The organism is Phyllobacterium sp. MT110 (genome assembly GCF_058792715.1).
In genome coordinates, this window is sequence record NZ_JBXAFE010000005.1 from 311,125 (window position 1) to 324,458 (window position 13,334).

At 56.9% G+C, this 13,334-nt stretch carries 14 protein-coding genes; 9 read left to right on the forward strand and 5 right to left on the reverse strand.

Features of this window, described 5'->3' with window-relative positions; genetic code table 11:
- Nucleotides 1–9 precede the first annotated feature (9 nt).
- From mutM to AC1Q5O_RS21295, 5 genes are all read right to left on the reverse strand, one after another.
- The gene (mutM, locus tag AC1Q5O_RS21275) at nucleotides 10–903 is read right to left on the reverse strand and encodes a bifunctional DNA-formamidopyrimidine glycosylase/DNA-(apurinic or apyrimidinic site) lyase (protein ID WP_492565712.1); all 894 of its coding nucleotides are present in this window, start codon (nucleotides 901–903) and stop codon (nucleotides 10–12) included.
- A complete protein-coding gene (locus AC1Q5O_RS21280; protein ID WP_492565714.1) occupies nucleotides 896–2,131 on the reverse strand; it encodes a phosphopentomutase in 1,236 nt (411 codons plus the stop codon). Before AC1Q5O_RS21280 ends, mutM begins: the two co-directional genes overlap by 8 nt.
- 98 nt (nucleotides 2,132–2,229) lie before the next feature.
- On the reverse strand, nucleotides 2,230–2,850 hold the full coding sequence (locus tag AC1Q5O_RS21285; protein WP_492565715.1) for a TadE/TadG family type IV pilus assembly protein: 621 nt from the start codon (nucleotides 2,848–2,850) through the stop codon (nucleotides 2,230–2,232).
- Nucleotides 2,851–2,900: 50 nt separating this feature from the next.
- Entirely contained in the window at nucleotides 2,901–3,500 is a 600-nt protein-coding gene (locus AC1Q5O_RS21290; protein WP_492565717.1) for a TadE/TadG family type IV pilus assembly protein, read from the reverse strand.
- Between the two features lie 139 nt (nucleotides 3,501–3,639).
- Nucleotides 3,640–4,038 (reverse strand): pilus assembly protein N-terminal domain-containing protein, encoded by a 399-nt coding sequence (locus AC1Q5O_RS21295; RefSeq protein WP_492565719.1) that lies wholly within the window; start codon nucleotides 4,036–4,038, stop codon nucleotides 3,640–3,642.
- A gap of 320 nt (nucleotides 4,039–4,358) precedes the next feature.
- Between AC1Q5O_RS21295 and AC1Q5O_RS21300 the strand changes: the two genes are divergently transcribed.
- The 9 genes from AC1Q5O_RS21300 to AC1Q5O_RS21340 all read left to right on the forward strand — a co-directional run bounded on the left by AC1Q5O_RS21300 (nucleotide 4,359) and on the right by AC1Q5O_RS21340 (nucleotide 13,307).
- Nucleotides 4,359–4,568: a Flp family type IVb pilin gene (locus AC1Q5O_RS21300; protein WP_223612022.1), complete on the forward strand. Its 210-nt coding sequence runs from the start codon at nucleotides 4,359–4,361 to the stop codon at nucleotides 4,566–4,568.
- 66 nt (nucleotides 4,569–4,634) lie between these two features.
- Nucleotides 4,635–5,159: an A24 family peptidase gene (locus AC1Q5O_RS21305; protein ID WP_223612020.1), complete on the forward strand. Its 525-nt coding sequence runs from the start codon at nucleotides 4,635–4,637 to the stop codon at nucleotides 5,157–5,159.
- A gap of 186 nt (nucleotides 5,160–5,345) precedes the next feature.
- On the forward strand, nucleotides 5,346–6,146 hold the full coding sequence (cpaB, locus tag AC1Q5O_RS21310) for a Flp pilus assembly protein CpaB (protein WP_223612019.1): 801 nt from the start codon (nucleotides 5,346–5,348) through the stop codon (nucleotides 6,144–6,146).
- A gap of 25 nt (nucleotides 6,147–6,171) precedes the next feature.
- Nucleotides 6,172–7,707, forward strand: coding sequence for a type II and III secretion system protein family protein (locus AC1Q5O_RS21315; RefSeq protein WP_492565721.1), 1,536 nt, complete (start codon nucleotides 6,172–6,174; stop codon nucleotides 7,705–7,707).
- Nucleotides 7,708–7,748: 41 nt separating this feature from the next.
- On the forward strand, nucleotides 7,749–8,402 hold the full coding sequence (locus AC1Q5O_RS21320) for a CpaD family pilus assembly protein (protein WP_492565723.1): 654 nt from the start codon (nucleotides 7,749–7,751) through the stop codon (nucleotides 8,400–8,402).
- Between the two features lie 40 nt (nucleotides 8,403–8,442).
- The gene (locus AC1Q5O_RS21325) at nucleotides 8,443–9,726 is read left to right on the forward strand and encodes a CpaE/TadZ family protein (RefSeq protein ID WP_492565725.1); all 1,284 of its coding nucleotides are present in this window, start codon (nucleotides 8,443–8,445) and stop codon (nucleotides 9,724–9,726) included.
- Between the two features lie 18 nt (nucleotides 9,727–9,744).
- Nucleotides 9,745–11,223, forward strand: a complete 1,479-nt coding sequence (locus AC1Q5O_RS21330) for a TadA family conjugal transfer-associated ATPase (protein ID WP_403169660.1) — start codon at nucleotides 9,745–9,747, stop codon at nucleotides 11,221–11,223.
- 27 nt (nucleotides 11,224–11,250) lie between these two features.
- Nucleotides 11,251–12,264 carry a type II secretion system F family protein gene (locus AC1Q5O_RS21335; RefSeq protein ID WP_223612011.1) on the forward strand — a complete coding sequence of 338 codons (1,014 nt, stop codon included), beginning with the start codon at nucleotides 11,251–11,253 and terminating at the stop codon, nucleotides 12,262–12,264.
- 14 nt (nucleotides 12,265–12,278) lie between these two features.
- Nucleotides 12,279–13,307, forward strand: a complete 1,029-nt coding sequence (locus tag AC1Q5O_RS21340) for a type II secretion system F family protein (RefSeq protein WP_346306259.1) — start codon at nucleotides 12,279–12,281, stop codon at nucleotides 13,305–13,307.
- Nucleotides 13,308–13,334: the final 27 nt, after the last annotated feature.

A 13,334-nucleotide genomic window follows, 5' to 3' on the forward strand; every position in this document is an offset into this window, starting at 1 on the left:
ATACTCCTCCTAATGCTGGCAGATCGGGCAGAAAAACGTCGAACGCCCGCTTTGGACGATGCGGGCTATCGTGCCATCACAGGCAGGACGCGGGCAAGGCTCGCCTTCACGGTCGTAGACAGAAAATGAATGCTGGAAATAACCGAGTTCTCCGTCCGCCTGCCGGTAGTCTTTCAGGCTGGAACCGCCTGCCGCGATGGCATCGGCGATGACGGAACGAATGGAGGTGGCAAGCCGATCCGCCATGGGGTCCGGATCGCCGCCTTTCCCAGCAATGGATCCGGCCAATCGCCGGGGCGATAATTCGGCCCGCCACAGGGCTTCGCAGACATAGATGTTGCCGAGGCCTGCAATCAGCTTCTGGTCGAGCAAGGCTGCCTTCAGCGGCGCATTCCTGTCGGCGAAGAGCCTGGCCAGCAATGCGCCGTCCAACCGGTTGCCTGTTGGCTCGATACCGAGGTCTTGTAGGAATTTATGGGTGTTGAGCGCTCCAGGCTCGGCAAACAGCATGAAGCCGAAACGGCGCGGATCGTTGTAGACGATCCGGCTTCTGATCCCGTCTCTTGATTCCACATGGATCACCACATGGTCATGGGTCGTGTTTCTTGACCGGTCATAATGGAAGACACCCGGTGCCGTGTCTGCCCCGTCCTGTTCGATGCGATAGGAACCGGACATGCCGAGATGACTGATCAGATCCAATCCGTCATCCATATGCATGATGAGGTATTTCGCACGGCGCTCCAGCGAGTCGATCGTGCGTCCGGTAAGCCGTTCGGCAAACCGGTCCGGAAAAGGAAAGCGCAGATCCGCCCTGCGCTGCTCGACACGCGCAATGGTTGCTCCCTCCATGAAAGGCTGCAAGCCGCGGCGGACGGTTTCGACTTCGGGAAGCTCAGGCATGGGATGCAGTGCCCCGCAGGAAGCTTTTTCCGTGTGGGCCGGGCGCAATGGCAAGATGGGCTGCGACTGTCTCGCCAATATCGGCAAATGTCGTGCGGATGCCGACAGATCCATGCGGCAGGTCGGGCCCGAAGCACAGAACCGGAACGCGTTCACGCGTGTGGTCCGTTCCCCTGAAGGTCGGGTCGCAGCCATGATCGGCGGTCAGGATCAGGAGATCGCCGGGTCGCAGTTTCGCCATGGCCTCCGGCAGCCGCCGGTCAAAGGCCTCAAGCGCGGCGGCATAGCCGGGCACGTCGCGGCGGTGTCCGTAGAGCATGTCGAAATCGACAAAATTGGTAAAGACGAGATCGCCGTCCTGTGCGTCGTCCATGGCAATCAGCGTTTCATCGAACAAGGCCATATTGCCGTTGGCTTTGCGCACCTGGGACACCCCCTTGTGCGCATAGATGTCACCGATCTTGCCGATCGCGATGACAGTCCGGCCCGCATCCGTCAGCCTGTCGAGCAAGGTGGGTTCCGGCGGCGGCACCGAATAGTCGCGCCGGTTGCCGGTGCGCTCGAAGGTTTGCGTGGTTTCCCCGACAAACGGACGGGCAATGACCCGGCCGATGTTCAGCGGGTCGACCAGTTCACGAACAAGCACGCACAGATCATAGAGACGGTCCAACCCGAAATGCTGTTCGTGCGCGGCGATCTGGATAACGGAGTCCGTGGATGTATAGAATATCGGCTTGCCGCTGCGAATATGTTCTTCGCCATATTCCTCGATGACCTCGGTGCCGGAGGCATGCTTGTTGCCCAGAATGCCCGGCAGGCCGGCGCGCCGCACAGCTTCGGCAATCAATGTGTCGGGAAATGTCGGAATTGTCCTTGGAAAGTAGCCCCAATTGAAAGTGACCGGTACACCGGCAATTTCCCAATGCCCGGAGGGTGTGTCCTTGCCATTCGACACTTCCTCGGCAGCACCCCACAGCCCGACAGGATCGGCGGCAGGTGCGGGGATATTGATACCGGAAGCGAGATTGGCGGCATGAACTAGGCCCAGCGAACTCAAATGCGGGAGAGTGAGCGGGCCTGCGCGCAGCCCGTCCTTGTCGCCGCGCCCGTCGGCGCAGGCTTCCATGATATGACCGAATGTCGTTGAACCTGCATCGCCGAAAGCTGCAGCATCCGGCGCACCGCCTATGCCAAAAGAATCGAGCACAAAAAGAAAAGCGCGAGACATGCCTCACTCCATCAGAACCAGAATCCACAGATAGGTGAAACTGACGCTGATGACAAACACCATGTGCGCGGGCGGTTGTTAAGGCAGGTTCCGGCGATTCAGCAGTTGGTGCAGGCTACCGCGTCCGCGCCCTGACGGATCCGGCCATAGATCATCTTGCCCATGACGATACCCGGACCGCTGGTGCCTTTGGACGTGTTGACGGTATCTTTCATTGTCCAGGCAACGAGCGGAATATAGGCAATGCTTGTTTCAACACGCACAAAGTTTGACGTGGGAATCTTCAGGTTGGGATCGATGGTGATGGTACTGCCCTTGGTATAGGGCGTTGAGATGGTTTGACCTTGTTTGCGTTGCGACCAGGCAACCGTGGCGATGCCGTTTCCGTCCACGTTGATGGATGTGATGGTGATTGTCGGCAGGTCGCGCCAATAGGGCAAGAGGATGGAAGTCCCGATTTCCATGATATCGGCGATCTTTTCCTTTGTGACGGATTGTTGCTGTGTCACCAGATCGCCCACCATCGCTCCGGCCCGCGCCAGCTTCTTGTTCACGTCGAATCCGTTGGTGATTTCAATGCTCCCGAGAAGAAGCATGATCATCACCGGCGCAATCAATGCAAATTCCAGTGCGGCAACACCTCGGCGGTCTTTGCCGAACGCAGCCAGGATGCGCTTGGAAGCGGCCACTTTTTCACGGATTCTTTTGAATGGCGGCATGGCGGGAGCCTTCGCGGAAGAAAACAGGTGATTGGTTGTTTGGCGACGCATCAGAGGTACGGCTCATTTTGCCAGGTGGCTGTTGAGAACAGCAGGGTTTTCCCCTGGCTCTCTATGCTTGCGATACGGGTTTTCATCAAATCCGTCAGAATAGGCCAGCGATAGAAAATCCGCAGCTGATTGATCGTGCCAGCACCGCCCGGATTGACTTTCAAGGTGCTGACATCGACGTCATTGTTCGATGTGAGCGGGACTGTCGTAGGGACGGTCTTGAATGTCGCATAGGTCTGCAGGTCGACCACCAGATCGGGGCAGGGCGTGGCGGCCATGAGCAAGCGGGGACAAATCAGTGCTTTCAATTTTGTGGCGTCACTGACATCCGTTGTCCTCAATTGCCCGGTGCGCAGCTGGCGCGCAATGTCATCGACCGTATTCGACATGACCTGCTCGGCGGTGAAGCTGAGGGTAACTTCGACAACGGCAAAGATCAGGAGAAAGAAGGGAAGGGCGATCAGGGCGAATTCAATGGCAACACTGCCGCGATTGTCTTTGCGAAAGCGTGTGAACAGTGGGCTTTTTCTTGCGAAGCGCGTGCGTTCCGGCAAATCGGAATTTCCGCGTTCTTCACCTCTGACAGCTTCCTGCATCATCACTGGACCTTCTCCGTCTCCCCGCCACGGACAAAGCTCTATCAGGCAGATATTAGAATCTCGTGTGAAGGAACGTGCAAATTGAGATGCGTGAATTCACGCTTTCTCAACTGTGATGCAAGCGGTCGCGGCAGGCCGGTCAGTTCCCGCCAATTTCCGCGTCTGACTTCTTTTCCGCAGCCGTCTTCTGGGATGTCTCGCAAAAGGGAGAACAGGAGAGTGTTTGCACAAAGGCGCGCCGGTAGACGCGCACAGTATTGGCGACACTGCGGCTGACGAGAACCTGGTCATCGACGATCGCTCCGCCTTCGGCATCCATGATGACGATATTGGTCATGCCGAAGCCTTTCCCCGTCAAGACGACGGTTCGGGAATCCTTGACAACGGCATCGGCTATTTCAGGATCGCCAACCACAACCGTATCTGCGGGGCGCGCAAGCTTCAGCACAGTTGCCTGGTTCATGACCACGTGGATACCCGTGTCAGCATGGGCTTGCACGCTTCCGGACAGGGCAGCAGCGAGCACAAGTGCGATCATTGTTGCATGCTGACTAAAACGTCGTCGGCCGTTATATCGAACCATGGGAGTGCCCTTCGCAAAATCGTTGAATGAACGATGCCGATGATTGGTGAAGGAAGACTTAAACCTGTGAACTTATCATTAAGTATAACTGTGACGCCCGCTCTGCCCGTGGTGGCATGGCGGTAAGGCTTTTCGAAACCGGGGATTTTACGGTTCTCCTTCACCCTTTCGTAACGGTCTTTCTTAAGCTGAAAGCAATGCGCCAGGGATATTGTTCAGGACATCACGTTACAGAGTTGGCGACCGTGCGCGGTTGCAGACATGCGGGGGAAATCATGATGTTCAATGCAAAGCGCCTCGCTCAGTCGGACGATAATATATTCACCGGTTTTCCCCGGAACAGGTCGGGTGCGACAGCCATAGAATATGCTTTGATTGCCGGTATCATCTCTATTGGCATCGTTGCTGGCGCCGGTACGCTCGGAACCGCTGTAAAGGCAACCTATGATGGCTTTGCCACGACGGTGAGCAATGTCACCAAATGAGGGTCTTGCACGTGGGGATTGTGACACGCGGGATGGCTCTGCCCCTTGCTTTGATGGAACGGTGCGATGATTGAAGCTGCAATACTGATCGTTTTCCCCTTCGCCATGGCCTTTGCAGGGACATCGGATCTTTTGTCGATGACGATCCAAAATCGTGTATCGCTTATTCTGCTTGTCGCCTTCGCCGTTCTGGCGCCCATGACCGGGATGCCTTGGGATATCTACGGACTGCATTTTGTCGCCGGGGCCGTCGTGCTTGCCTTCACATTCCTGCTGTTTGCAACGGGAACGATGGGTGGTGGTGATGCCAAGCTCATGACCGCGACAGCGGTCTGGATGGGGTGGAACATGGATCTGGCCGGCTATCTGCTCGTGATGTCGTTGCTCGGCGGCGCGCTCACCCTGGCCATCCTCAAGTATCGGAACTCGCATTTTGCCATTGTGTATTCAGGTCGCCTGGATTTCATGCAGCGATTGGCACAGAAGAACGAAGGCGTTCCCTACGGTGTTGCCCTTGGCGCTGCCGGTCTCATCATGTTTCCATCCTCACCCATGTGCGTCTGGGTCATAGACCGGTTGGCCCATGCCTGACGGTTTTCGGTCGCCCAAGGGGTGATCGGCCATTGAAACGGTGCCGCTTCATGGGAGACGGCACAAACAGACGCCGGTGAGCGTCGTTTTTTGTCCTTTTAAGTAAACTGTTAACCATAATTACACGATTGCCAAGTCAAGGTGCAACCCTGGGTAAATTAGACAAAAGTCTATTGGGGTTCATCGATGCAAAAGGCACGCGTTGTTATTCTCATCGTGGCGATTACAGCCGCCGGTGCGGCTGGCTATATCGCGACGAATATGAAGCCTGATGCACCGGTTGTCGTAGAAACAGTTCCCCTGCCACAGATTGAATTACAGGATGTACTGGTCGCCACGGATGGGCTCGGCGTCGGTGCCGAAATGCGAAACCAGATGCGTTGGCAGCCCTGGCCGGTGTCCGCCCTTGCCGATGGCTATATCAAGCGCTCGGAACGGCCCAACGCCGAGGAAGAATTGCGCGGCTCCACCGTCCGGCTGCAGATATTCCCGGGAGAACCCATTCGGGAAGCAAAACTGATCGGCAAGGGCCAGAGTTTCATGTCCGCGCAATTGCCTTCCGGAATGCGCGCCGTGGCAACGCAGATTGCTGCGGATACGTCGGCCGGCGGTTTCATCCTGCCCAATGATTATGTCGACGTGATCATGATCCGGCAGATCGATGGAGAGCAGAAGCAGTTCGCGACAGAGACCATCCTGAGCAACGTCCGGGTTCTCGCCATCGACCAGACAATCCAGGAAGACGAAACAGGCCAGAAAAACAAGGTCGGTTCCACGGCAACGCTCGAGCTAACCCCGCAGCAGGCAGAGATATTGGCTGTGGCCCAGCAAATGGCGAGCCGCATGACATTGGTCCTGCGGTCCTTGCAGGATGCACAGGAGCCCACGGGGCCGGGTGCCGAATATCTCGTCAATTCACCCGGCCGGGCCGGGAACGTCAAGCTGATCAAATCCGGGACTGTCACTGAAATATTGGGGCGCAAATAAAATGGGTTTCGGAGCAATTTTCAGAATGGGTAGATCTGGTAATCGCGCGCACCGGTTTTGGAAAGCCGGACTTGTCGCTGTCGGCTGCTGCATCGCTCCCTTGCCAATCCAGACGGCCGCCGTGGCGCAGAGCAATGTGGTCAAGTTGAATCAGGGGCAAGGCGCGCCAAAGCGGATCAGTCTTGCGCTCAACAAGTCACTGGTGGTCGATCTTCCGGCCGACGCCTACGACATCCTTGTCGCCAATCCGACGGTGGCTGATGCCGTGACCCGCACGGCCCGCCGTATCTATCTATTCGGAAAACAGGTCGGCCAGACCAATGTTTTCGTTTTTGGACCGAATGGCGAACAGCTGGCCAGTTTCGATCTGGTCATCGAGCGTGATGTTGCCGGGCTTGAGGGCAGTCTCAAGAAGTATATTCCGGATTCCGATATCAAGGTCGAGCTCTTGAATGACAACGTCATCCTGACAGGAACGGTGCAGACGCCGCTCGACGCCAAGCGAGCCACGGATCTGGCAACCCTGTTGGTCACCGGCGGTGAAGCCACCACCGGCCAGTATCAACAGACCGCCACTGCCGGCGGCAATGGCAGTAGCAGCGTTATCATTGGTGACCAGAACGAAGCGCGGCAGAAGAGCAAGATCGTCAACCTTATCCAGATTGCCGGTGAAGATCAGGTGACGCTCAAGGTCACGGTAGCGGAAGTCAGCCGTTCCGTGATGAAGCAGCTGGGCGTCAACATGGTCGGATCCACGAAGTCCGACGGCATTCTGTTCGGCTCGGAGAATTTGGCTTCCCTTGTCGGGAAGGGGCTGAGCAGTTCCGGCGCAAGCATTCCCATATCGATCGGCAGTGCGACGATCGACTCCTATATCAACGCCATGGAACTGGCCGGTGTGATGAAAACCCTGGCCGAACCGACGCTGACGGCGATTTCGGGTGAAAAAGCCACGTTCCGCGTGGGCGGCGAATATAACATGATCAATGGCTCCGATGTTGATGACAAGGGAAAAATCACCTACAATATTGGAAAGATCGATTACGGCATCGGCCTTGAATTTGTGCCCGTGGTTCTTTCTCCGGGGCGTATCAGTCTCAAAGTGCGTACGTCCGTATCAGAACCAACCATGGAAGGGTCGGTTTCTCTGAGTATCGGTCAGACAAGGCCTTCGACCAACGTTATATCCATCCGTAAACGCCTGGCTGACACGACCGTGGAGCTTCCCTCCGGCGGATCCATGATGATTGCCGGCTTGATGCGGGATGATGCGAGACAGGCTATTTCCGGTCTTCCCGGGCTCTCCAAAATACCTGTCCTTGGCACTCTGTTCCGCAGCCGCGAATTCGTGCGCAACGAGACCGAACTTGTCATCATCGTCACACCTTATCTGGTGCGGCCGGTTGCCCGTAGCGCCCTTGCCCGGCCCGACGATAATCTCAATCTTGCGAGCGATGCGGCCGGGATGTTCCTCGGAAAAGTCAACCGGGTCTATGGGACAAAAGCTGCCACCCCGCCCACCGGCCGGTATGAGGGTGTTGTCGGATACATCTACAAATGAGCAAGGACCCTGCCATGTCAGCCCTGAGGAAATTGAAACCGATGAAACCGGTGCTTGCGCTTCTCACTGTTGCTCTGCTTGCGGGATGTGCGGATCGCGGTACGACCGTCGGCAGCATCCCGGATGATTACCGGACCAATCATCCCATTGTCATCTCTGAAAAAGAGCAGGTTGCCGATATTCCGGTCGGCCATGCCGACAACAGGCTGTCGATCACCCAGCGCAGCATCGTTCAGAATGTTCTGACCAATTATCACGCCAACGGTTCGGGCGTTATTCACATACTTCTGCCGTCGGGTACGCCGAACGAGCACGCGGCGAGCCGCCTGCGCGATGACATCGTCGCCGTGTTGCGCAGGAGCGGGGTAAAGCCGTTCAATATTTCCAGCGAGCGGTACCGGGCTGACCCGGCTGATTCTGCGCCGATCCGCCTATCCTATTCGGCAATGACGGCCTCGACCGGGCCGTGCGGCCAGTGGCCCAAGGATCTGCTCGATACGGCGGAAAACAAGCACTATGCCAATTTTGGTTGCGCCAGCCAGAACAATCTGGCGGCGCAGATAGCCAACCCGGCGGATCTCCTCGGGCCAAGGGCGACAACGACAATCGATGCGGAGCGTCGCGGCAAAGTGATCGATGCCTACAGAAATGCCACGCCTCCCACCCCGATCGTCAGGCAGGAAGTCCAGTACTAATTGCTGAAAGAGACCTTTCGACAAAACGCGGAATTCTACGATGAGCCAGTTGGCCTTTGAAACAGACAATCAATTCGGGGATGCCGAGGGCCGGCCGGCGGGTCCGGGGCTGCACGCCTTCCGGCCAATTCCCCGGATCTCGATACAGGCATTTTGCGAAAGCGACGCTGTTGCACAGCAGATATCGCGTGCAAGCGAAGATCGCCGCATGGCGAAGACCCACGCACAACTTCACATGGGCGGAACAGCGACGGCTGTCGAACTCTTTCAGACCGTGCCGACGCCCAATCTGATTGTTCTGGAATCATCGGCCGCCCCGCGTGACATGCTGGAACAACTCGCCGCCCTGTCGGAGGTCTGCGATCCAAGCACCAAGGTGGTGGTCATCGGACATTACAACGATGTCTGGCTTTATCGCGAGCTGATCCGCAATGGCATTTCTGAATATATGGTCGCGCCGGTCAATCTGGCCGATATCATTGGTGTGATTGGCGGTCTCTTTGTTGATCCCGACGCAAAGCCGCTGGGAAGCTCCATCGCATTCATCGGCGCCAAGGGCGGTGTCGGTGCCTCGACAATGGCGCATAATATCGCATGGTGCATCTCCTCGCTTTTCAAGAACGAGGTGGTCATCGCCGATATGGATCTGCCCTACGGCACCGCCAACATCAATTTTGACCAGGACCCGCCGCAAGGCATAGCGGAAGCAGTATTCTCGCCCGAACGCATCGATGATGTTTACCTCGACCGGCTCCTGGCGCAATGCGCCGAAAACCTGTCACTGCTTGCCGCGCCGTCGACCCTCGACCGCGTCTTCGATTTCCGCGAGGATTCCTTTGCTCATCTGATTGATGTGGCCCAAAGGTCCGTTCCGCACGTGATTCTGGATATTCCGCACACGTGGAACGGCTGGACCCGCACAACCCTGGCGCGTGCGGACGAGATCGTGATTGTAGCATCGCCGGAACTGGCCAATTTGCGCAACACAAAGAACCTGCTGGACACGTTGAAACAGCTTCGCCCCAATGACGGGCCGCCGCGCCTCATTCTCAATCAGGTCGGCATTCCCAAACGGCCGGAGATCGCACCCGCAGATTTCTGCAGCCCGCTGGGGATTGCGCCGATCGGCGTGATCCCATTCGAACCCGCATTGTTCGGGAACGCGTCAAACAATGGGCGGATGCTTGCGGAGACCGATTCCTCCAATGCAATTGTCCAGAACATCAATGAGATTGCCCACATCCTGACGGGACGGCTGGAGCTGAAGGCCAAGAAGAAGCCGGTGCTTTCCACGGTCTTGTCCAAGCTGAAGCGCAAGAAATGAGACTGAAGGAATAGACCCATGTTCGGCAAACGCGGAAGTACGGGGGAAGGCCGCCCGGTCCAGGAGTTCCGGGCGCTTGCGCTTGAGACGGCGTTGCCCACGAATCATGCCTCGCTCGCCGCGGAACCGGCAAAGCTCCCTCGGGATATTGCTGAGGTCAAGCGTTTGGCGGTTGTCGAGCAGCCGCCAAAGCCGGTCGCACCGCAGCGCGAAAAGAACGAGAGCTACTACGATACAAAATCGCAGGTTTTTACGGCCCTGATCGATACGATCGATCTCTCCCAGCTGTCCAAACTCGATCCGGATGTGGCGCGTGAGGAAATTCGCGATATCGTCAACGATATCATCGCCATCAAGAATTTTGCCATGTCGATTGCCGAGCAGGAAGAATTGCTCGACGATATCTGCAATGATGTTCTCGGTTATGGTCCGCTGGAGCCCTTGCTTGCCCGTGACGATATCGCCGATATCATGGTCAACGGCGCGCGCAAAACCTACATTGAAGTCCTTGGCAAGGTCCAGGAATCGGGTGTTCGCTTTCGCGACAACCAGCAGCTGCTGAACATCTGCCAACGCATTGTCAGCCAGGTTGGCCGCCGCGTCGATGAATCCAGCCCCATATGCGATGCGCGTCTTCCGGATGGCTCGCGCGTGAATGTCATTGCGCCGCCCCTTGCGCTCGATGGGCCGGTTCTCACAATCCGCAAGTTCAAGAAAGACAAACTGACCCTTGACCAGTTGGTGCGCCTGGGAGCGATCTCACCACCCGGTGCCGAACTGCTTCAGATTATCGGACGCGTGCGCTGTAATATTGTTATTTCCGGTGGCACGGGCTCGGGCAAGACCACGCTTTTGAACTGCCTGACGAATTATATCGACCGGGATGAGCGCATTATTACCTGCGAGGATTCGGCCGAACTTCAGCTCCAGCAGCCGCATGTGGTGCGCCTTGAAACGCGCCCTGCCAATCTGGAGGGGGAAGGTGAGATCACCATGCGTGACCTGGTCAAGAATTGCCTGCGCATGCGTCCTGAACGGATCATCGTCGGTGAAGTCCGCGGACCGGAGGTGTTCGACCTTCTGTCGGCCATGAACACCGGTCATGACGGGTCGATGGGCACCATCCACGCCAACAGCCCGCGGGAATGCCTCAACCGCATGGAATCCATGATCGCCATGGGCGGATTTGCCCTGCCTCAGCGCACGGTGCGGGAGATCATTGTCGGTTCTGTCGATGTCATCATTCAGGCTGCCCGTCTGCGCGACGGTTCGCGCCGCATCACGCATGTGACCGAAGTTGTCGGCATGGAAGGGGATGTGATCATCACGCAGGATCTCATGCTTTACGATATCGAGGGCGAAGATGCGAATGGCCGGCTCATTGGAAAACATGTCTCGACCGGCATAAGCCGGCCGAAATTCTGGGATCGTGCGCGTTACTACAATGAGGAGCACAGGCTCGCCAAAGCCATCGATACAATGGAATTGCAGTCATGATGCACACCGCACGGCGGGAGATCCATCATGTTCGGGCTTGATCTTGAACAACTCACCTTCGTGTTGCTCGCAACGACTGCGGTTGCGGCGCTCGCCTATTTCTTCGTTTTTGACAACATTGAACAGCAGAAAAAGTCAGATGAACGGCTGAAATCGGTCAAGCTGGCCGCGATCGACGGTTTGAGCAAATCAACAGCCAGGGACAAGCAGGTTGAAGCAACAAGGCGCCGCAAGTCGGTACAGGACACGCTGAACGATATCGACCAGCGGCAGAAACTGCGTGACAAGAACATCAAGTCTCCGCCGCTGAAAATGCTGCTGCAACAAGCAGGCATGAAGGTGACCGTAAAGCGGTTCTACATCTATTCGGGCATCGTCGGGCTGCTACTGGTTGTGCTCCGCACGTTCTTCGGCGCCCCACTTTATCTGGCGCCAGGTTTTTTCCTGATCGGTGCCTTGGGGTTGCCGCGCGCATTCGTCTATTTCAGGCGGCGGCGGCGCGTGGCGGCTTTCCTGCATGAATTTCCCAATTCAATCGATGTCATTGTTCGCGCCATTCGATCCGGTCTGCCACTCAATGACGGTATTCGATTGATCGCGCAGGAAGCCCATGAACCGGTCCGCACCGAGTTTCGCCGGATTGTGGATATGCAACAGGTTGGGGTGAGCATTCCGGAGGCGGCCATGCGGATGTCGGAATACATGCCCTGTCCGGAAGCAAGCTTCTTCGGCATCGTCATTCAGATTCAATCACAGGCAGGCGGCAACTTGTCGGAAGCACTTGGCAATCTTTCCAGAGTGCTGCGGGATCGGAAGAAAATGAAGGCAAAGGTTCAGGCCCTGTCGATGGAAGCCAAAGCGTCCGCCTATATCATCGGCGCCTTGCCTTTCGTGGTTGCATGCCTCGTCTACTTGTCCAGTCCTCACTACATCATGGTTCTGTTCACAACCGATATGGGCAACATGATCATAATATGTGCCGGGATATGGATGTCCATTGGCATCGCCGTGATGCGCAAAATGATCAACTTCAAGTTCTGAGCGGAGTAAGTGCGGTGTTCTCTTCCCTTCTCAAGGCCGTGCAGGACAATCCGGATACGGTCCGGACCGTCCTTGTTGCAATCTCAGCCTTTGCAACGGTGGTAACGGTTTTCCTGCCAAAGCTTCGCACTTCCGTGTTGAAGACGCGGATGAAATCCGTCGCACTGGAGCGTGACCAGTTGCGCGCCAAGGATCGAACCCGCCTTGCGACGGAAAGTATCAGCCGCCACAAGGCCGCGTCGCAGGGTAGCCTGCGCATGGTGCAGAGGCAGGGTGTTCGCCAGTTCGTGGAAAAGCTGGACCTGCAACGGGCGCTTGCCGATGAAAAAACGCTGGCGTCACTGCGAACGGCCGGGTTTCGCGGACAGAATGCTTTGAATCTGTTCTTGGCCGCGCGTTTCGGTTTGCCATTCCTGACACTCAGCCTGACTGCCTTTTGGGTGTTCGGCATGAATGGCCTGATCCAATACCCGACGATGGTCCGGATACTCGTCTGTCTCATCGGCGGTTATGCCGGCTTTTACGCGCCCAATCTTTATGTGAGCAATGCAGGCAGCAAGCGCAAACACTCAATCCAGATGGCGTGGCCGGACTCGCTCGATCTCATGCTGATCTGCGTTGAATCCGGTATGTCCATCGAAGCTGCCTTCAAGAAAGTCTCCGAGGAGATCGGAGTCCAGTCGACCGCCCTGGCGGAAGAGTTCGTCCTGACGAACGCCGAATTGTCCTTCCTGCCCGAGCGGCGGCAGGCCTACGAAAACCTTGCCATGCGGACTGGGCTTGAGTCGGTCAAGGCAGTGGTTCAGGCACTGACGCAGTCGGAGCGCTATGGTACGTCCATTGGTGGCGCATTGCGTGTCTTGTCTGATGAAAGCCGCGAAGCCCGGCTGAACGCGGCGGAAAAGAAGGCAGCAGCCCTGCCGCCCAAACTGACGGTTCCGATGATCCTGTTTCTTCTGCCCGTGCTTTTTGCCGTTATTCTCGGGCCCGCTGTGATCCAGGTCTCGGCGCAGGGCGGGCTCTTCGGGACGGCCCTTAAATAAGATCAAATAAGATTGAGGCCTGCCCGC